We start from the raw sequence: 19995 nt of genomic DNA on the forward strand, positions 1-19995 counted from the left end.
CGTCGGTCGCTGCGAGCATTCGTCATGGTGTTCGCCATCGTGGCCGGCATGCTGCCCTTCACCGGGGCAGCCCAGGCCCACGGCACGATCATCAACCCGATGAGTCGCGCCTACCAATGCTGGAAGGCGTGGGGCAACCAGCACATGAACCCCGCCATGCAGCAGCAGGACCCCATGTGTTGGCGGGCGTTCCAGGCCAACCCCGACACCATGTGGAACTGGATGAGCCAGCTGCGCGACGGCCTCGGCGGCCAGTACCAGGCCCGCACCCCGGACGGCCAACTGTGCAGCAACGCCCTGTCCAGGAACGACAGCGTGAACCAGCCCGGGGCGTGGAAGACGACCACCGTCAGCCGCAACCTGACGGTCCAGCTGTACGACCAGGCCAGCCACGGCGCTGACTACTTCCAGGTCTACGTCACCAAGCAGGGGTTCAACCCGTCCACCCAGAAGCTCGGATGGGGCAACCTCGACCTGATCACGACGACCGGGCGCTACGCGCCGGCGCAGAACATCTCGTTCAACGTCTCGCTCCCGTCGCGCAGCGGAAACCACATCCTGTTCGTGCTCTGGAGGGCGTCGCACCTCGACCAGACCTACATGTGGTGCAGCGACATCAACGTCACCTGATCGGCGGCACCAACAGCTACAGAACTATTCCGGCTCAGGGCGTCAACGCCCTGAGCCGGATTGGTTGTCTCAGGTGGAGGTCACGCGTCGGCTTCGAGAGCGAAGGTGTTGCCGTCCGGGTCCTGGAACCAGGCGATACGTCCGCCTCCGGCCCGCGCGGTAATCCCCTTGTCGTCGTGCTCGAACTGCTCGTAGCGAACGAACTCGACGCCGGACGAGGTGAGTTCGTCGACGATCTGGTCGATGTCGTCGACGTACCACGTCGCCACCGTCGCCGAGGTCTGCCCGGCAGTGAACGACTGGTACACGTTCAGCGCCGGCCCGCCACCGGAGCCATAGACGCGGCTACCGTCGGCGATGGTGGCGCTGGGGCCGGACCGCAACGCGCGCAGGCCCAGCGCGCCTTCGTAGAAGGCCACGGCCGTCTGAATGTCGGACACGGCGACAGAGGCTCTGAGGTGGTACGTACTCAAGGGCATGAACCACTCTGGCAGGTGCTCGACGAATCGGGGCGTCGAATCGGAGACCGTCAGGTCCGCGCCCTGCGGGCAACGCGGCAGAGCACCTGGGCAGTGGTTGTCAGCGACGACGGCTCTCGCCACCGCCCACCCGGGCGATGCCGACCGGGCCGTGCCACAGGCCGGGGATTCGCTGTTTCGGGGTGCGGTTGATCGCCGCACCCGACCACAGTGTGCAGAAGGTGCGAAAGTTGAAGGAAAGGCCGAATCCCGACAGATGCTTCGGATCGCCTCTACATAGGCTCTGAGCAGGGAATTCATCCCTGCACCGTCGCCAGAAACGGCGTCGGATTCCGCCGAGGAGTCCGTCGGTGCATCTGATCAAGGAAGTGCCTCTCATGCACCGTACGCTTCGCCGAGGGCTGCTCGTAGCCGCCACGATGATGGTCGCCAGCATCGGAATCACCGCGACGCCAGTAACCGCCGCCCCACCAAGCCACAGCACAGCAGCGAGCCTCCCGGCGCGCGGCCTGCCCTCGTTGGGCAATGGGACCTGCACCCTGCTGTGGGACCTGCTGAACGCCGGAGGCCGCAACGGGCTCATCGCCATCGGTCTCACCGCCAACCAGCAGCTGATCAAGTTCGCCGCCAACCGCCCCGCCCTCGCCTGCACCATCGGCACAGTCGACCTGCCCGGCAGCGAAGCGCTCATCGGCATCGACTTTCGCGTCCAGGACGGACGTCTCTACGGCGTCGGCAACAACGGCGGCGTCTACGCGCTGAACACGCGCACCGCGGCGGCCACGACGATCAGCCAACTGACCGTCGCGCTCAACGGCACGTCGTTCGGCGTCGATTTCAACCCCGCCGCCGACCGACTCCGCATCATCAGCGACACCGGCCAGAACCTGCGCCACAACATCAACCCCGGCGGCACGACACTTGTCGACGGCTCGCTCACCTACCCGCCCAGCACCGCCGCCGTCGGTGTCACCGCCGCGGCGTACACCAACAACGACCTCAACCCCGCCACCGCGACCACACTGTTCGACATCGACACCACACTCGACCAGGTTGCCCTGCAATCTCCCGCCAACTCCGGGCAACTGGTGGCCACCGGCGCACTCGGGGTCAACGCGACCCTCCAGGCTGGCTTCGACATCCACAGCCCGCTGAGTGGAGACCGCGCCGTGGGGAACAACGCCTGGGCCGTCCTCAACGGCATCGCCGGCTCCCGGCTGTACCGGGTCGACCTGCTCACCGGTGCGGCTCAGACGACCGGCGTGTTCAACGGGCACGTGGTTCTCGATCTCGCCCTGCTCCTGCGGCAGTGACCGGCCACCGCCGCGTCAGTCGAGGCGGATGCTTGCGAGGGCCAGTCGTTGGAAGGGCTCGGTCTCGTTCCACCGGCTGTCCCGTGTGATCCAGGACAGGCTGTAAGCGCGGGCCCTGCTGTCGTTGACCAGCAGCCGGCGGGCGTGCAGCCGCACCCCGCCGGCCTGGTCGCAGGTGTACTCCCACTCCGCCGCGCCACCGGGGCGGATGACCGGCCCGATGCTGATCTTCTGGTAGCCGGCCAGCGCCCCGGTGGTCAGCGCGTCGCGCTCGGCGGCCTCCCACCGCCTCGACGGTACGGAGGAAGCCGCGGCGGCGGGGTCGACGGCGATGACCCGCACCTCGGCGGGGTCGCGGAAGCACACCAGTGCGCCCTCGGTGTGCCGGGTCCATCTCTCGGGCACCGCCAGCAGAAACCCGGCGGGGTCCTGGTGCCACGCCCACCCGTTCGGCAGGGCGTACGGCAGCGGCGCGTCGGCCTCCCGCAGAGGCTCGGCCTCGCTGAAGGCGGCATCGTCAAGGCAGGGGTGGGCCGGCGGTGCCGTCGCGGTCGACTCCACCACGCCGGCGGCCGCACCGCCTGGTTCGGCCGCCGCAGTGCTGTCCTGGCCGCGCCAACCGCCGATCACGACGCCGGTTGCCGTGACGACGACGGCCACGACCCCCAGCAGGCCCACCACGGCGCCAGCGAACGCCCAGCCGGTCGTCCGATCGCGGGTAATGGGTGCCAGGACCGGAATAACCATAGTGGTGATCGCGTCCGCGGCGATCGGATGCGTCGGCGTGACGGCCCGGGGTCGACGGCGCGAGGTGGCGCGCACACGAGGCCAGCGGCGCGCTCGCGGCACCGGCACGGGCGTCGCAGCGGCCACCTGCTCCAGTTGGTCGCGGGCCTCCTGCGCGGAGAGACGTTGGCGGGGGTTGCGCAGCAGGAGACCGGTGATCGCGGGTTCGAGCGGCGCGACGGTCATCCGGTCCGGCGTCTCGGTGGCCAGGGCGGCGAGCATGGCCAGTGTCGACGGCCGGCTCCAGGGCGGGCGGCCCTCGGCGGCCAGGTAGAGCGTCGCGCCGAGGGCCCACAGGTCGGTGGCGGGCGTGGCCCTGCCGTCGCGGGCCCGCTCCGGCGCGGTGTAGTGGACCGTCGACAGGCTCGCCGTGGTGACGGTCGCCGGATCCCGGGTGTCGAAGATCGACAGACCGAATCCGCCGAGCACGACCCGCCCATCGTCGGCAAGCAGCACGTTGTGCGGCCGGACCTCCCGATGCGTCACGCCCCTCGCGTGGGCGGCACTCAGTGCGGCGATCAGGTGCAGGCCGACGCGCGCCACCTCGGCCGGTGCCAGCGGACCATCGGTGGCAACCACCTCGGACAGGGACCGGGAGGGCACGTGCTCCATGACGAGCCACAGATATCCGTCGGTGCTCAGCACGTCCCACACCCCGAGCACGCCTGGATGATCCAGACCGGCCAGGCCGCGCGCCTCTGCGAGCGTGCCGTTCCGCAGCCGGGACCGCTCGGCGTCGCTCACCCATCCCGGCAGGGCGATCTGCTGGAGCGCGACGTGCCGGTCGAGCACCTCGTCGCGTGCCAGCCAGACTCGTCCCGGGGTCGCCGCGTCCCCGATCAGCAGGAGCCTGCGGTACCGGCCGGCGAGCAACTCGTCATCCATGCGAGTGATTCGGAGCAGTCCGCCGCCCGGATGGGTGGGTTGACCAGATGCACCAGGGGTCGGGCAGCGGACCGGGCTGGGCCGGCCACCGGTGTGACGGCGTCCGGCCCAGCCCGGTCTCAGCTCAGCCCGACCGTACCCACGATCAGCGTGGGGGCGACCGAACCACCGACGGGCTCGTTGGACACCCCGAACGTGCCCGCCTCGCCGACCGGACCGATGACAGTGGTCGACGCCCTGTCCCCCTCGGCGAGCTGTCCCACCTTGCGGGGCTCGCTACCACGGATGAGCCAGAGCTCGTAGATCCGCCCCGCACCGGGCGCGGGCAGGTCGCGCAGCAGCACCACACCCCGGTCGCGGTCACGGGAGACCACCACCGTGGCGGCACCACCGGGCGGCAGCGACCGCTCGAACACCCGGGCGTCCGGGGCGTCCAGGACGGCGGCGATCTGCCGGGCCTGCTCGCTGCTGGCCTGCTCGTCGCTGATCCGATCGTTGCTGACGGTCCAGGTGACCGCGCTCGCCCCACCGGCGACGAGGACGGCTGCGGCGGCGGCCACTGTGAGCCGTCGCCACCTGCCCGCCTGCCGTCCGCCGCTGGCGCCCGCGCCCTCGACGCGCAGCTGCGGGGTCCGGGCCGCCTGGGCGAGGGTCCGCTCCCGCAGACCCGGCGGGGTCGCCTCGATGACGGTGTCGTCGGCGAGGCGTGCGACGGTTTCCCGCAACTCGGCCACCTCGACGCGGCACGGCTCGCACTCGGCCAGGTGCCGCTCGAACGCAGCCCGCTCGACATCGTCGACCGCGTCCAGGACGTACGCACCAGCGAGGGTGTGAACATCGGCGCTCATGCCCGTCCCTCCATCTCGATGCCCAGGCAGTCGCGCATCCGGATCAGTCCGTCGCGCATCCGCGTCTTCACCGTCGGCAGCGGCGTCTGCAACTTCTCGGCGACCTCTCGGTACGTGTGACCGCCGTAGTAGGCCAGCGTCACCGACTCCCGCTGCACCGGCGTCAACCGGCCGAGGCACCGGCGGACCTGTTCCCGCTCCAACCGGGCGGTGACATCCTCGACCACCTCGTCGTACGGGACGTGTGCCTCGGTGGCGGCGACCTGCTGGGTGCGGTTGATGTGGGCCTGTTCGGAGCGCACCCGGTCCACCGCGCGGCGGTGCGCCATGGTCAGGATCCACGCCGAGGCGGAGCCCCGCCCGGCGTCGAAGCGACCGGCGGTGCGCCACACCTCGACCATCACCTCCTGCGTCACCTCCTCCGCCTGCGCCGGATCGCGTACGACCCGCCGGGCCAGCCCGAGGACCCGGCCCGCCATGGCGTCGTACAGCGTGGCGAACGCCGCCTCGTCACCCCGCGCCACCCGTGGCAGCAGCTCGTCGGCGTTCGGCGGGGTCGCGGTGTCCGGCGGCACCGAACGCAACCGCCGCCCCTGTTCCGGGTCACCGCTCATTCTCGGCATGTCCTCTCCTGTGCTGTCGGCGGCTCCGGTGTGCCGCCGCACTCGTGTCTAGGCGGGATGAGCGTGGGCGAGGCGCGCGTAGACGATGACATTGTCGCGGTAGTGCTGGGTGGTGTCGTCGAACTCGCCGCCGCAGGTGATCAGGCGTAGCGCCGCGTGGTCGGTCGCCCCGTACACCTCAGCGGTGGGGAAGCGGTCCTTGGGATGCTGCTCGACCTTGGTGACGGTGAACATCGCGGTGCTGCCGTCCTGACGGTCGACGGTGATCCCGGCGCCGACGGGCAGCTTGCCCAGGTCGAAGAACGTCCCGCGCCGGCCCTTCCAGTCGACGTGCCCGGCCAGCACGGCCGGGCCGAGAGCGCCGGGCGTCGGCGCCTTGGTGAACCAGCCCACGTCGGTGGCGCTGTCGGGAACCTGCATCGCACCGTCCGCCCGCAGGCCAAGGGCGACGATGGCGGCGGTGGCCTTCAGCGACGGGATCGACACCCGCGTCGGCGGTGAGCCGGCCATCAGCGGTCCCGAGGTCAGCTCACCCGGCCCGCTCGCCTGGGCAGGCGACGCGTTCGCGGCTGGTGCCGCAGCGGACGCGTCGGGTCCGGGTGGGTCGCCGCCCCGGTCGGCGACTGCGACACCGATCGTCAGGGCCGCCGTCGCGGTGAGGATGCCGGCCGTCGCCAGGAGCGCGCGGCGCCCCCGGCGACGGCCGGCCGGCACTGGTGCGTCACCGGTGTCCATCACGATCGCCGCCGGCTCAGCTCTCGCCGGCTAGCCGGCGTCGCGCGACGACCGCACCGGCGGCCCCGAGCAACGCGAGGCCACCCACGGCGTAGATCATCATCGGCGATCCGCCGGAGGTGCTGCCGTCGCCGGTGGCGACACCCCCAGCGGGTACGGAGCCGGCGGCCGCGCCGCTGACCATGCCGCACGTCGCGGGGTCGGTGGCCTCTGCGGGGATGCCGTTGACGCCCACGGACTTGGCGAACATCGACTCCCCGAGCGCTTCCATGTCGTATTTGCCGTTCTTGTTGGCGTCGATGCCGTGCTGCACGAGGTGCAGGTCCTTCAGGTGCGCGATCGTGCCCTGGGGCAGGTCCGCGGCGGGGATGGTGCGCTCGTAGCTGAGGTTGCCCTTCGCGTCGGCGGTCGGCATCCGGTCCACCGCCAGGCCGCTGGCCTTTGTCGTGTCTCCGGTGGTGGTCAACGAGATGAAGATGTCCCCGTACATCTTGAGGCCCTCTTCGGTGCTGACGTAGCCGTTGCCGTTGGCGTCGGCGGACTTGTCCGGGCAGTGGAAGTCCATGCCGTTCGCCGCGCCGTGCACGTGCTGGGCGTGCGGCGAGTTCGGCGTCATGCCCTTCGAGCGGATCATGACCTTCAGGTCACCGCCGCTGGTGGCAGTCAACGTGGCGGTACCGGTCGCGCCGGTCTCGTTGAGGTCCTGCAACTGGACCTGCACGCTCTCGTCGGCGTGCGCGACGCCCGGAAACGCGAGGACCAGCGCGGCGGCGGGCACGGCGAGCAGGGCTCGGGACAATCTCACAACGAATCTCCGTCTCCGCCTGGGTACGGCGTCGATGCTCAGGTGCTGTCATGGGGGATTCGTCGCCTCCCGTCCACCGGATTGGTCCGGGCCCGGATTCTTTTCCGGCCCGGACGGCGACCCGTCGGGCGCACCAGGTCAGGTGATGGTGACGGTGGTGCTGTGCCAGCCGGTCGCGCCGTCCGGGAAGGGCGCGGCCCGTTCGTCGGTCTGGGTGGCGCCGGTGGCATCGGTGGCCCGTACGCGCAGTGTGTGACTGCCGGAGGTGGCGTCCCAGCGGTAGGTCCACTGCCGCCACAGGTCCGGCGATGGGCCGTCGGCGAGGCGGGCCTGCCGCCACGGCCCGTCGTCGATCTGCACCTCGACGGCGGTGATCCCGCGCCGTTGCGCCCAGGCGACACCGGCGATCATGACCGGGCCGGCGCGCCGTTTGGCGAAGGGTTTCGGAGTGTCGATGCGGGATGCGGTCTTGACGGGCGCCTCGGCGGCCCACCCGCGCTGCACCCAGTAAGGATCGAACGCGTCGAAGGTGGTCACCCGCATGGAGGTGAGCCACTTGCAGGCACCGACGTAGCCATAGAGACCGGGGACGAGCATGCGGACGGGAAAGCCGTGCTCCAGGGGCAGGGGTTCGCCGTTCATGGCCACTGCCAACAGCGCGTCGCGGCCGTCGAGGATCGCCTCGAGCGGAGTGCCGATGGTCATGCCCTCCACGGAACGGCTGACGAGCTGGTTCTGCCCGGCGCGGATGCCCGCCTCGCGGAGCAACGGCGCCAGGGGGATCCCCGTCCAACGGGCGGTGCCGATGTAGGGTCCGCCGACCTCGTTGGAGACGCAGTTGAGGGTGATGTCGCGCTCCACCAGGCCACGGGCGAGCAGGTCATCGAAGGTCCAGGTACGGGGCCGGTCGACCGCTCCATCCACTGTCAGTCGCCAGGTTTCCACGTCGACCTGCGGGACGGTGAGGGCGGTGTCGACGCGGTAGAAGTCCCGGTTGGGGGTGAGGAACGCCGGGACCCCGTCCACGCCAACCGCGACGCCGCCGGGTAGCGGCGGCGCAGGTCGCGCCGGCGGCGGTATGCGAACGGCCGCTCGGGAACGGGCACCTGCGGCGCTGCGACGACCGACAGCCTGACCGATGGTTGCTGTGGTCCCGGCGGTGACCGCTGCCCCCGCCGCCGCGGCCAGGAACTGGCGGCGGTCGAGCAGCCGGGGCCGACCCGAGCCAGGAACCGGGACCGTCCCAGCGGCGCGCGCCATCACCAGCATCGCTGCCGTCCCGATGCCGGCGCCCGCCAGGACCGGCAGGACGTCCACGTATGTCGCCGTCGGGCGGGACAGGGCGGCGGCGACACCGACGGCAGCGAACGCGCCAAGGCCCGCCAGACCGTACCGGCGTCGTCGTAACGTCGCCGCGCCGAGCAGGACCGCGCTCAGGGCCAGCAGGGTGTAGACACCAGCGAGCAGGGCGACCTTGTCGTTGGCGCCGAAGGTGCGGATGGCGAATGCCTTGACCGGTTGCGGTGCCAGGTCGACAGCGACACTGCCGACTGCCAGCACCGGGTCGGCGGCCGGATCGACCAGTGCCGCGACGAGGTGCGCCACGCCGAGGGTGACCCCGGCGCTCAGCACGCCGACGACGAGGCCGCGGGCGGCGGTCATGCTTCGGGACGGCCCCGACCGGCGAGTCGCCGGTCGGGGCTCGATGGTGGTGGACATCCTCAGCTCTTGGGCATCAGGACACTGTCAACGATGTACACGGTGGCGTTGGCCGTCGAGACGTTCCCGCAGACCACCATCGAGGTGCCGTCGACGGAGAACGACGTGCCACTACCGGTCACCGTGACGTCGTCGCCCTGCAACGTCTTGTGGGTGCCGGCCAGGGTGTCCGGGGACAGCTGGGTCGTCACCACGTGGTAGGTGAGGATCTTCTTCAGCATGGCGTCGTCGGCCAGAACCTTGTCCAGGTCGGCCTTCGGGATCTTGGCGAACGCGTCGTTGGTCGGCGCGAACACCGTGACGCCCTGCGCGCCGTTGAGCGAGTCCACCAGGTTGGCCTTCTTCACCGCCGTCACCAGCGTCGACAACAGCGGATTGCCGGACGCGGCGGTGGCCACCGGCACCTTCGCCATCGCCTCGAAACTTCCCGGGTTGGACGCGTCGGTCGGCACCGCCGCGCACCCCGAGCCGAACTGACCAGACATCATCATCGACGGCGAGGCCGAGGCCATCGGTGCGCTGGCGGACGTGCTCGGCGCGCCGCTGGCGGTGTCCTCGCTGTCGGTACCGCCGCAGGCGGACAGGGCCAGCACGGCGATTACGCCGACCGTGGCAAACAGGCGCCGCTTCATACGAACTCCTCAGATGCTTGTACTCGATTGCTGCTGTCATGAGGCATTCGAGGCCGCCCCGCAGACGGATGGGTACAAGATCGGGAATTGTTTGCCGCCACCGATGACGAGCGCCCCGTCGGGGCAGGTCGACGGACCCATGGTCGGCCCGAGCGGACGTGGGGCCTACCCCTGCGAGAGCCCGTCGCCCGCAGTGGCGGTACGCAGCTCCTTGAGCACGTACGTGGCGGCCTTCTCGACGACGCGGATGCCCTCTTTCTGGCTCACGTGATGATCGGAGAGCACGGCGATGAGCCAGTCGTGACGGGCCTCGACGATCCGTCCGATGCTGTTGACCAGCCAGCGGCCGCCGTCGACATCAGCGGTGTCCCAGCCGTTCTTGACGTACGCGGAACGGCTGCCCGGCTCCCGCGCGGCGGTGACTCCCCACCGCTGCTCGGGGATCACCTTCTTCATGAGGCCCATGACGAAGGTACGGTCCTGCGGGGTCAGCGGTCCCGTCGGTGACGTGAGCGCGGTCAGCAGACGGAGTTGGTCGGCGACAGTTGTCGTGGTGAGTCCCCACTGCGAGTTGGGCTTCGTCTCACGCAGACCGAGCGCGCGGTTCGCGGCGGTGAGGCCGCGCGAGCCATCGATCCGCTGCCACAGGGCGACCGCCGCATCGTTGTCACTGGACACGATCATGGCCTCGGCCAACCGCCGGGTGTCAGAACTCAGGGCCTTTCCCGGCGGGTTCTGGCGCAGCAGAAGGGCCGCGAGGATGTTGACCTTGACGATGCTGGCGGTCTCGAACCGTTTGGCGCCGACCGTCACCGCAGCAGTTCCTTGTCGATCCAGTGCCGCGACCGCCAGGTGGCCGTCGTATCGCTGCACGTAGGCCTTGATGCGCGTTCTCACCTCCTCGATCCGGTCGATGGCCGGCGTCGTGGGGATCGGGCTGGTGGGCGATGGGCCGTGCGATGGTCCGACTCCGTCGCCGTCGCCACCGCGCGTGGCACCGAAGGCGGCCGTCCCGACGCCGGCCAGCGACATGGCGACCGCGGAGACGACCCACCGTCGCGGCAACTGCCGCCCTTTCCGCTCAACCAAGGCGGGCCACCGCCCTCGCCGCGATCTCGTCCACCGCGGCCTGGCTGCCCGGATCGGGCAGGCGGATCGTCGAGACCGTCTCGCCTCGTTTCAGCATCACGAAGTACGTGATGGTGTTCGGGATCTCCGCATGCGCGATGCGACCTCGAACGAGCATGCCGGTGCCCTCCAGATAGTGCGGATCGACGACGTCGAACGAGACCTGCGATCCGAGGACCGGGTAACTGGCGCACCGCAGGAGGACCCGACGGACGTCATCGACATTCCGCTCGGCCCACCCAGGTTCGTACGTCTCCACGACGTGGTGGGCCGGCGGCGAGCCGTCAGACGGCCGGTAGTAGCGCTGCACGGCAGCGCGCCGATGCGACTTGGCCAGGTAGTCGCTGCTCTTGTAGTTGGGGCAGCTGTCCTGCTCCCACGGCCAGGACGCCAGACCGGTTCGCGCCTCGTCCTCATGCCAGTCCGCTCCCAGATCGCCCGCCCCCAGCAGCGGGCTCCGGTCGCCCCGTTCCGCGTTTGCGGTGTGCAGCTCGTCGGGGGCGACACCAGGCTCCCCCCGATGGCACCCTGCGGCAATCAGCATCAACGCCGACAGGACCGCCGGCACGACCGCGACCGAACCTCGGCCTCTGCCGCGAATCCGGCCCCAGCTCGTCCTGCTACTCGATACGGACACCGAAAACCTCCCCCAGACGCAGGTACTTGGCCACCGCGGGTGGCGCCTCAGCCGACGACGCGCGGCGGCACGTTCGTCGCCGCCGCGGCACCGACCCGACGGTTACCGGCCGACGGTCCGACCCCATCGGGGATCCGCCGCACCCCGGCCGCAGGCGGGACCGGTCAATGGCGCTCCTCGGCGAACAGCTCGGAACGGGTCTCGCCGAGCAACTCACGCAGGCGGTTGAGGGAGCGCATGCTCTGGCTCTTGACGACGGCAGTGGAGACGCCCACAACCTCGGCGGTTGTCTCCACGCTCAGGTCGTCCCAGTAGCGCAGGACGATGATCGCCCGGTCCCGCAATGGCAAGGTGGCGACCGCGTCCAGCAACGTCATGCGCAGCTCGGCCGGATGTTCCTCGCCCCGTTCCGGCGGCGCCGACATCGCCAACTCCCGGCTGGAGCGACGCCGTTGCTGGTCGATCATGCAGCGCAGCAGTATCTTGCGGGCGTACGCGTGGGGGTCGTCGGCCCGGCGGACCCGCCTCCAGTTGGCGTACACCTTGGCCAGCGTCGTCTGGGTGAGGTCCTGGGCGAGATGCCAGTCGCGGCACATCAGGAACGCCGCGTCGCGCAGGCGGCCAACGGTCGCCTGCGCGAACTCCACGAAGTCTTCGTCAGCCATTCGACCGGGCCAGCTTCGGGAACCTCTTGGTCCCGTTGACGACGTACTCGGCCGGCAGCGTCGTCCCCCAGTTCGGGTTCGCGGCGACCTCGATCGCCTCCTTCACGGAGAGGACGGGCGGTGCCGGCAAAGTCCCCTTGGCGTCCCAGACCAGACAGGTGGAGATCATGAGATCGACCTGGAGGCCGGCGTGGTGGTGCACGGTGACCGTCTGGGTCTGCACGCAGTTGTCGGGTACTTCGGTCAGCTCCACCGTTCCCGGGGCGGGGTCGCCGCCGAGGCGGTCCCGGTAGATGGAGAGCCGCAGCATGCCCGGTCCATCGCCTCGGTCCAGGTAGAGCTGGACGTACGGCATGCCGGGGCCTGCCCCGCTGCTCTCCAGACTCGTGTAACCGCTGGTCTTCCCCTTGGGCAGCAGCCTGGTCAGCAGTTCCAGGGCACCCTGCGGTGTGGTGGTCAGCAGTTCACCCTCCGGTCCTGCCCCGATCCTCACAGTGTCGATCACCGTGGTCGAGGAAGTCGGCGGCGCTGGCCGAAAGGGGTCTCTCTCAGTGCCCGCTTCGAACCCGGCCGGAGCACCGCCGGAGGATCCAGCCGGGGACGGCGTGGTGGGGTCGACCGATCCGCCCGGCAAGCTCACGTTCGCCCCGCCGGGCTGACCGGCGTCATCCGCTCCGACGCCGAGTGGCCCGGCGGCCAGGCCGATCACGAGCAGCACCGCCAACGCCGATCCGCCGGCGCCGAACTGGGCCCGGCGGCGCTGGCGGCGCAGTCGGCGGCCCTGCGCAACCGACTGCTGGACCAGGTCACCCAACGGCGGTGCAGGGTGTCGGGCCAGGTCGTCCCTGAAACGCCCACGCACGTCGCCCATGTCCCGTATTCCTCCTCGGCCGACCGCCCCCGGTGGCGATCCGTCACTGACCTGACGGGTTGACCCGCCGATTTGGTTACCGAATATCGGCGCGAACTTTCCGCAAACGCGTCGGCGGAACGCGGTGTTTTCAGTACGTGTGCGGCCACCTTCGTAGCGTCACGCTCCGCTTGTGTGAGCGGTGAGGCACAACCCGCAGACCGTCCTAGGAGGTTAGGTCGACGCTCTTCGGCGATCCGGCCGTGCGATTGACCCTCGTCGAATCGGTTCCATAAGATGACCATCGATGAGGATCGCGGGTTGGAGTCGCGCCACACCAGCCGAGGCGGCAGCGCTGGCAGCACTCTTCCAACGCGCCGAGGGGGTCGCCCCGATCGGCCTGGAGCAGCGCGCCGAGGACGTCAGAAATCGACTGGCCACTCTCGGGCCGGACAGCGCCGGACGTACCCGAGTCGGCCGCGATGACACCGGCGGCGTTGCCGCGTACGGCGAGGTCGCCGACATGGGAACAGCTGACGACGTGCTCCGGATTCGCCTGACCACCGTGTTTCATCCCGACCTTGCCGACGACGTCCGCGCAGAGCTGCACCACTGGCTCATCGACCAGGCGAAGCAGTTACGGGATGACCGGGGATCGGCACAGGCCGTCCTCGGTATCCGGTGTGCCGAGAACGACCGGGCCGGCCGCGAGCGGCTGGTCCATGGCGGCTTCGCGCTGGTCCGACACGAACGGGACCTCGTCCTGGCGGTGCCTGATGAGCCGCCGGCTCCCGCGCTTCCGCCCGGTCTGGTGCTGACACCCGTCGACGAGCGCTACGACGAGCTGGCCCGGTTGGCCCACAATGAGGCCTACGCCGACAGTCCGGCAGCGGTTCGACCAGACCAGCGCACCTGGCCCCAGCACGCGACCGGACATCCGCGGTTCCTGCCCGACCTCTCCTGCCTGGTGCTCGCCGAGGCCGACCGAAGCGACAACCCGGTGGCCGCCTTCCTCTTCGCGCTCGCCGACGGCAGCACCGACACACCGACGGCGATTCTGCACTGTCTGGGCACCCGAGCACCCTGGCGCCGCAGCGGCGTGGCCACTGCGATGATCTCGCGGGTCCTGCACCGCGCCAGCTCAGCCGGCGTCAGACAACTACGACTCAAGGTCACCGACAGCAATCAACCCGCTCTGACGCTCTACCGGAAACTGGGTTTCGTGGAGTCGGGGCAAGGGTTCGCGGTGCTGATGCGGCAGCTCACCCCCGAGGCCGACGAGCAGCCGTAAGCCAAGCGGTTCGTCGGCGCGCGCTCTGCGCCGCGTACGCGGAATGTTCCGCCATTCGCCACAGCGCGTGGAGCCCGCCGACGCGTACGTCCAGCTTGTCGCCTCCGAGCCGGTCCACCGCGCAACGCCCGGTCGACCAGCCACCGTGCGCGGGCCTCCAATCCCGCCGCCCAGATTCGTAACAGGCCCGAAACTACCGGTTGAAAACTCTGGAATTTTCTGCCAGCCTGAGAGGCATCGACAAGTGTGAACGTTAACAAGATCCGTTAGGACTGGAGGCGCTCCACGCGACCGTCGGGCCCACCCACCTGGCCAGGTGCCACGTCCACCACCGAAAGAGCGCAACGCCCGCAACCACCCCCGACGGGCGACCGGGTCTACTTGCCACCGCCCCTCTATCCGCTGGCCAGGCATCCCGATCCGACTCGCATCCGGCCTGACGCCTGACCTGGGCTCCGGCCCGCTCGGGCGGACTCACCCTCGTGCCCGCCGCCATCCGGTGGGACCTCCCAACGAAACAGCGACAGGAATCTCTTACCCCACCACAGGAGGATCAGCATGGTTCCCCGAACCCGTCCCATCGGGCGCACCCGACTGCGAACGCTCACATTTTCCGGAACGGCCGCGATAATTCTGGCCCTAGTCGTGGCACTGCTGCCCAACCTGGCCCAGGCCGCCGAGACGACCCTCGGTGCCGCCGCAGCGCAGTCCGGCCGGTACTTCGGTGCCGCCGTCGCCGCCAACAAACTCAACGACAGCGCCTACACGACGATCCTGAACCGCGAGTTCAACAGCGTCACCCCCGAGAACGAAATGAAGATCGACGCGACCGAGCCGCAGCAGAACAACTTCACCTTCGGCAACGCGGACCGGATCGTGAACCACGCCATCTCCCGGGGTTGGAAGGTCCGCGGCCACACCCTGGCCTGGTACTCGCAGCAGCCGGGCTGGATGCAGAGCATGGAGGGCACCGCGCTGCGCAACGCGATGCTGAACCACGTCACCCGGGTGGCCAGCTACTACCGAGGCAAGATCGACTCGTGGGATGTGGTGAACGAGGCGTTCGAGGACGGCAACAGCGGCGCCCGCCGCAACTCGAACCTCCAGCGCACCGGCAACGACTGGATCGAGGCGGCGTTCCGCGCGGCCGACGCGGCGGACCCGAACGCGAAGCTCTGCTACAACGACTACAACACCGACAACTGGACCTGGGCCAAGACGCAGGCCGTTTACAACATGGTGCGCGACTTCAAGTCTCGTGGGGTGCCGATCGACTGCGTCGGCTTCCAGTCGCACTTCAACGCCAACTCGCCGTACAACAGCAACTACCGCACCACCCTGTCCAGCTTCGCCGCCCTCGGGGTGGACGTGCAGGTCACCGAGTTGGACATCGAGGGATCCGGCACGACGCAGGCCAACACCTACCGCAGTGTGGTCAACGACTGCCTTGCCGTGGCGCGCTGCAACGGGCTCACCGTCTGGGGGGTGCGCGACTGCGACTCGTGGCGCTCCGGCGGCACTCCGCTGCTCTTCGAGTGCAACGGCACCAAGAAGGCCGCCTACACCTCCACCCTTGAGGCGCTGAACAGCGCGGGCCCCACCAACCCGCCCACCGACCCACCCACCAACCCGCCCACCAACCCGCCCGGCTCCGCCGGCGAGATCGTCGGCACGCAGTCGGGCCGGTGTGTCGATGTGCCCAACGCCTCGACCAGCAACGGCACCCGGGTGCAGCTCTACGACTGCAACAAGCAGACCAACCAGGCATGGACCTACACCTCGGGCAAACAGCTACAGGTGTACGGGAACATGTGCCTCGACGCCGCCGGGACCGGCAACGGTGCGGCGGTGCAGATCTACAGCTGTCACAGCCAGACCAACCAGCAGTGGAACGTCAACTCCAACGGCACCATCAGCAATGTGCAGTCCGGACGATGCCTGGACGCCTGGAGCACCGCCAACGGTGCCCAGATCCAGCTCTACGACTGCCACGGACAGACCAACCAGCAGTTCCGGCTCGCCGCCTCGGGCGGCGGCTCGACCCCGACGCCGACCCCGACGACGCCGCCGCCTACCGGCGGCACGTGTGACCTTCCGTCGTCGTACCGCTGGTCGTCGTCGGGTGCGCTGGCGCAGCCGAGGTCCGGGTGGGTGTCGCTGAAGGACTTCACCGTCGCGCCGTACAACGGCCAGCAGCTCGTCTACGCCACCACCCACGACACCGGCACCACGTGGGGCTCGATGAACTTCGGCCTCTTCAGCAACTACTCGCAGATGGGCTCGGCCAGCCAGAACGCGATGAACTCGGCGACCGTCGCACCGTCGCTGTTCTACTTCGCGCCGCGCAACATCTGGGTGCTGGCCTACCAGTGGGGCGGCCCGGCCTTCTCGTACCGGACCTCCAGCGACCCGACCAACCCGAACGGGTGGTCGTCGCCGCAGACGCTGTTCAGCGGCAGCATCTCCAACTCCAGCACCGGTCCGATCGACCAGGCGCTCATCGGTGACGACCAGAACATGTACCTGTTCTTCGCCGGGGACAACGGCCGGATCTACCGGGCCAGCATGCCCATCGGGAACTTCCCGGGCAGCTTCGGCTCCAACTACACGACCATCATGACCGACACCACTAACAACCTCTTCGAGGCCGTTCAGGTCTACAAGCTCCAGGGCCTGAACAAATACCTGATGATCGTCGAGGCGATCGGTTCGCAGGGCCGGTACTTCCGTTCCTTCACGGCCACCAGCCTGGGTGGTACGTGGACGCCGCAGGCCACGTCGGAGAGCAACCCGTTCGCCGGCAAGGCGAACAGCGGCGCCACCTGGACCAACGACATCAGTCACGGCGAACTGATCCGCAGCAACGCCGATCAGACCATGACCGTTGACGCCTGCAACCTGCAACTGCTGTACCAGGGGCGTTCTCCCAGCTCCGGCGGCGACTACGGCCTGCTGCCGTACCGGCCGGGTCTGCTGACGCTGCAACGCTGACGACCGGACAACGCCGGGGCGGGCAGGCTCGGCACCACGCCGGGCCCGCCCGCCCCGCACCCATCCACCACCACCACCAGGAGGTAGCGATAGTGCGAGGACACGGGCACCACCCCCCGCCCGCGGGCAACACCCACACCGAGCGAGTGTCCCCCCGTCTTCGGGGACGGCTGTTCAAGCTCGCCGCGGCAGGGATCGCCGCCGCGGTCGGGTTGCTCACCATCACCGTGGCGACCGGATCGGCGTCGGCCGCCGACAACCCGTACCAGCGGGGCCCGGACCCCACCCGGACCAGCGTCACCGCCGTGAACGGCCCCTTCGCCAACACGTCGGTCAGCGTCCCGACCGGGTACGGTTTCAACGGCGGCCGGATCTACTACCCGACCGACACCAGCCAGGGCACTTTCGGGGCCATCGCGATCTCGCCGGGCTACACCGCGTTGTTCTCCGCCGAGCTGGCCTGGATGGGACCGTGGCTGGCGTCGCACGGCTTCGTCGTGATCGGCATCGAGACAAACAGCCGCAACGACTTCGACACTGCCCGAGGCACCCAACTGCTCGCCGCACTGGACTACCTCACGCAGCAGAGTCCCGTACGTGACCGGGTCGACCCCAACCGGTTGGCGGTCGCCGGTCACTCGATGGGCGGCGGTGGCGCGCTGAGTGCGGCCACCCGACGCTCGTCCTTGAAGGCAGTGGTCGGCATCGCGCCGTACTCGCCGTCGTCGAACCTGGCCAACGACCGGGTGCCCACCATGATCTTCTCTGGGCAGGCGGACACGGTGGTCACCCCGTCCTACGCCACCGGCCTGTACAACAGCCTCCCGGCCACGACGGAGAGCGTCTACCTGGAGGTCGCCGGTGCGGATCATGGCTTCATGGTCGGACGGTCGAACCCGGTGATGGTCCGGACCATGCTGCCGTTCGTCAAGATGTTCATCGACAACGACACCCGGTACAGCCAGTTCCTCTGTCCCCTGCTGGACTCCAGTGGCGTGGTCACCTACCGCAGCACCTGCCCGTTGCTGCCCTCGACGCCGACCGATCCGCCGACCGATCCGCCAACCCCCACCGATCCGCCGACCGTTCCGCCCGGCTCCGCCAGCGAGATCGTCGGCACGCAGTCCGGCCGGTGCGTCGACGTACCCAACGCCTCACGGAACAACGGCACCCGGGTCCAGCTCTACGGCTGCAACAAACAGACCAACCAGGCATGGACCTACACGTCGACCAAACAACTGCAGGTGTACGGCACCATGTGCCTCGACGCCGCCGGGACCGGCAACGGCGCCGCAGTGCAGATCTACAGCTGCCACAGCCAGACCAACCAACAGTGGAACGTCAACTCCAACGGCACCATCAGCAACGTCCAGTCCGGACGATGCCTCGACGCCTGGAGCACCGCCAACGGAGCCCAGATCCAGCTCTACGACTGCCACGGACAAACCAACCAACAGTTCCGGCTCGCGCCGCTCGCAGGCTGATCGCGGCCGCGTTCGCACAGCACCTGTTCGGGGGTCTGCGGATGGACCAGCGGCAGGGCGAGATCCCGCACACCTGAAACGGGCGGACCCGGCGTCGCGCCGGGTCCGCCCGCATCACGTCGCCGAGGTGCGGCGACGCCCGGCGTCTCGCACCAGCGTCAGGGCGATGACGAGAAGACCGAGCAGGGCGACGACGGCATTGGCGGTTGTGAGGAACACCTTCTCGCCAGGGGTGGCGTGGTGCAGATGGGTCAGGTGGAAGAAGAAGTGGGGTATGGCGAAGGTGGAGAACGCCGCCGCGGCGGGGATGGTGAAAACGGCCCGAGGTGCGACGAGCGCTATGCCGAGGACGACGGCCAGGCCGAGGGTGGCTCCGCCGAAGTCTCGCGCGTAGTGCTCGCTGAACGGCGGGGTAAGGCTGACGGTCGGGAAGTTGTTGTAGAAGCTTTCGGGGAAAACCTGGTTCCAGAACCCGACAACGAGTTCGTCGAGGAAGAGGACGGCCAGGGCGATCCGGATCAACGCGGTCAGCGCGGTGTCGCGCCCCTCTGTTGACGTTGCCCGCGGTGCGGCGGGGGTGGGTGACCGGCCCTCGTTCACCGGGTCCGTCCAGCGTCGTTCCGCGCTGCCGGGCTCGCCAGCCACTGGTCGAAGGTTTGTCTGCCTCGCGGACCGGGGCCGGTGGGCAGCAGGCCGTTTCCGGCCATGGCTCGACCGGTCGCTCCCGGAAGTCGGACGGGCAGGACAAGGCGGTGACTCCCGCGGGTGCGGAGCAGGCGGCGGGCCATGGCAGACATGCGCAACTGCTGCGGGCCGGCGATGTCGGGCGCCCGGCCGGCCGGTTCTGCCAGGGCGAGGTCGACGAGACAGTTGGCGACGTCGTGGGCCGCGATCGGCTGCATGAGCATCTGGGGCACCACCGCGATCGGGCCGGGAATGGTGGCGAGCATCTGCGCGGCCAACTCGTAGAACTGCGTCGAGCGGAGCACCGTCGCGGGTACCGCACCGCCCAGGACGAGGCTCTCCTGGCGTCGTTTGCCCGCGTAGTAACCCCAATTGACCCGGTCGGCGCCGACGACCGACAGTGCGACGTGGTGCCGCACCCCGGCGCGCTGGCCTGCGGCGAGCAGGTTCGTCGTCGCCGCGCCGAAGAAGCTTTCCGACTTCTTCCGGTTGATCGTCGACACGTTGCTGACGTCGATCACGACCGGCACGCCGGTCAGCGCCTCGTCCAGCCCGGAACCGCGGATCAGGTCCACGCCCGTGGAGCGGGCGAGGATGACCGGCTCGTGGCCGGCGGACCGTACGGCGTGAACGACGAGACGTCCGACGCCGCCGGTCCCGCCGGCTACCGCGATACGCACTGAGCTACCTCCCGATCCGCGTTCGCCGTTACGCCGCGCTGGCGGGTGGCCCGGACCCGGGGCCGGGGTGAGAGGGGGATGAGCCGCTGTGATGTCACCGTTCTACCTTTCCGAGACTTCCTGTTCACGA

Annotated in this window: 19 protein-coding genes; 5 read left to right on the forward strand and 14 right to left on the reverse strand. The window is 69.4% G+C overall.

The features are described 5' to 3' along the window. The first annotated feature begins 24 nt into the window (after window positions 1–24). Window positions 25–630: a lytic polysaccharide monooxygenase auxiliary activity family 9 protein gene (locus NIE111_RS10235; RefSeq protein WP_238680842.1), complete on the forward strand. Its 606-nt coding sequence runs from the start codon at window positions 25–27 to the stop codon at window positions 628–630. 80 nt (window positions 631–710) lie between these two features. Here NIE111_RS10235 and NIE111_RS10240 read toward each other — a convergent pair whose 3' ends face one another. Next, a complete protein-coding gene (locus tag NIE111_RS10240; RefSeq protein ID WP_238684151.1) occupies window positions 711–1070 on the reverse strand; it encodes a VOC family protein in 360 nt (119 codons plus the stop codon). A gap of 416 nt (window positions 1071–1486) precedes the next feature. On the opposite strand from NIE111_RS10240, the gene NIE111_RS10245 reads away from it, so the two are divergent. Further along, window positions 1487–2422, forward strand: coding sequence for a DUF4394 domain-containing protein (locus NIE111_RS10245; RefSeq protein ID WP_238684152.1), 936 nt, complete (start codon window positions 1487–1489; stop codon window positions 2420–2422). 15 nt (window positions 2423–2437) lie between these two features. Here NIE111_RS10245 and NIE111_RS10250 read toward each other — a convergent pair whose 3' ends face one another. The 11 genes from NIE111_RS10250 to NIE111_RS10300 form a co-directional block, all read right to left on the reverse strand. Then, window positions 2438–4093 (reverse strand): serine/threonine-protein kinase, encoded by a 1656-nt coding sequence (locus NIE111_RS10250; protein WP_238684153.1) that lies wholly within the window; start codon window positions 4091–4093, stop codon window positions 2438–2440. Window positions 4094–4212: 119 nt separating this feature from the next. Beyond that, window positions 4213–4941, reverse strand: a complete 729-nt coding sequence (locus NIE111_RS10255; RefSeq protein WP_238684154.1) for an anti-sigma factor — start codon at window positions 4939–4941, stop codon at window positions 4213–4215. Next, window positions 4938–5564 carry a sigma-70 family RNA polymerase sigma factor gene (locus NIE111_RS10260; RefSeq protein ID WP_238684155.1) on the reverse strand — a complete coding sequence of 209 codons (627 nt, stop codon included), beginning with the start codon at window positions 5562–5564 and terminating at the stop codon, window positions 4938–4940. The genes NIE111_RS10255 and NIE111_RS10260 overlap by 4 nt, the downstream gene beginning before the upstream one ends. Before the next feature lie 48 nt (window positions 5565–5612). Further along, on the reverse strand, window positions 5613–6299 hold the full coding sequence (locus NIE111_RS10265; protein WP_238684156.1) for a class F sortase: 687 nt from the start codon (window positions 6297–6299) through the stop codon (window positions 5613–5615). 16 nt (window positions 6300–6315) lie between these two features. After that, a complete protein-coding gene (locus NIE111_RS10270) occupies window positions 6316–7104 on the reverse strand; it encodes a GVDTG sorting domain-containing protein (RefSeq protein ID WP_238684157.1) in 789 nt (262 codons plus the stop codon). A 138-nt stretch (window positions 7105–7242) separates the two neighbouring features. Then, on the reverse strand, window positions 7243–8823 hold the full coding sequence (locus NIE111_RS10275; protein WP_372488301.1) for a molybdopterin-dependent oxidoreductase: 1581 nt from the start codon (window positions 8821–8823) through the stop codon (window positions 7243–7245). A gap of 2 nt (window positions 8824–8825) precedes the next feature. Continuing rightward, window positions 8826–9455, reverse strand: coding sequence for a fasciclin domain-containing protein (locus NIE111_RS10280; RefSeq protein WP_238684158.1), 630 nt, complete (start codon window positions 9453–9455; stop codon window positions 8826–8828). A gap of 165 nt (window positions 9456–9620) precedes the next feature. Then, window positions 9621–10544 (reverse strand): serine hydrolase, encoded by a 924-nt coding sequence (locus NIE111_RS10285; protein ID WP_238684159.1) that lies wholly within the window; start codon window positions 10542–10544, stop codon window positions 9621–9623. Then, window positions 10537–11151 carry a hypothetical protein gene (locus NIE111_RS10290; protein WP_238684160.1) on the reverse strand — a complete coding sequence of 205 codons (615 nt, stop codon included), beginning with the start codon at window positions 11149–11151 and terminating at the stop codon, window positions 10537–10539. The genes NIE111_RS10285 and NIE111_RS10290 overlap by 8 nt, the downstream gene beginning before the upstream one ends. Window positions 11152–11384: 233 nt before the next feature. Then, window positions 11385–11885, reverse strand: a complete 501-nt coding sequence (locus NIE111_RS10295) for a SigE family RNA polymerase sigma factor (protein ID WP_112639157.1) — start codon at window positions 11883–11885, stop codon at window positions 11385–11387. Next, complete coding sequence (locus NIE111_RS10300) at window positions 11878–12756, reverse strand: hypothetical protein (protein WP_238684161.1); 879 nt, start codon at window positions 12754–12756, stop codon at window positions 11878–11880. The genes NIE111_RS10295 and NIE111_RS10300 overlap by 8 nt, the downstream gene beginning before the upstream one ends. A gap of 286 nt (window positions 12757–13042) precedes the next feature. Between NIE111_RS10300 and NIE111_RS10305 the strand changes: the two genes are divergently transcribed. The 3 genes from NIE111_RS10305 (at window position 13043) to NIE111_RS10315 (ending at window position 18501) form a co-directional block, all read left to right on the forward strand. Further along, window positions 13043–14026 (forward strand): GNAT family N-acetyltransferase, encoded by a 984-nt coding sequence (locus tag NIE111_RS10305; RefSeq protein ID WP_238684162.1) that lies wholly within the window; start codon window positions 13043–13045, stop codon window positions 14024–14026. A 558-nt stretch (window positions 14027–14584) separates the two neighbouring features. Then, window positions 14585–17017, forward strand: a complete 2433-nt coding sequence (locus NIE111_RS10310) for a non-reducing end alpha-L-arabinofuranosidase family hydrolase (RefSeq protein WP_372488302.1) — start codon at window positions 14585–14587, stop codon at window positions 17015–17017. A gap of 146 nt (window positions 17018–17163) precedes the next feature. Beyond that, on the forward strand, window positions 17164–18501 hold the full coding sequence (locus NIE111_RS10315) for a poly(ethylene terephthalate) hydrolase family protein (protein WP_238684163.1): 1338 nt from the start codon (window positions 17164–17166) through the stop codon (window positions 18499–18501). A gap of 114 nt (window positions 18502–18615) precedes the next feature. Here NIE111_RS10315 and NIE111_RS10320 read toward each other — a convergent pair whose 3' ends face one another. Both NIE111_RS10320 and NIE111_RS10325 read right to left on the reverse strand, forming a co-directional pair. Continuing rightward, on the reverse strand, window positions 18616–19146 hold the full coding sequence (locus tag NIE111_RS10320; RefSeq protein WP_238684164.1) for a DUF1993 domain-containing protein: 531 nt from the start codon (window positions 19144–19146) through the stop codon (window positions 18616–18618). Then, window positions 19098–19865, reverse strand: coding sequence for an SDR family oxidoreductase (locus NIE111_RS10325; protein ID WP_238684165.1), 768 nt, complete (start codon window positions 19863–19865; stop codon window positions 19098–19100). Before NIE111_RS10325 ends, NIE111_RS10320 begins: the two co-directional genes overlap by 49 nt. Window positions 19866–19995 lie beyond the last annotated feature (130 nt).

This window comes from Micromonospora hortensis, assembly GCF_022230935.1.
Taxonomy (GTDB): Bacteria; Actinomycetota; Actinomycetes; order Mycobacteriales; family Micromonosporaceae; genus Micromonospora; species Micromonospora hortensis.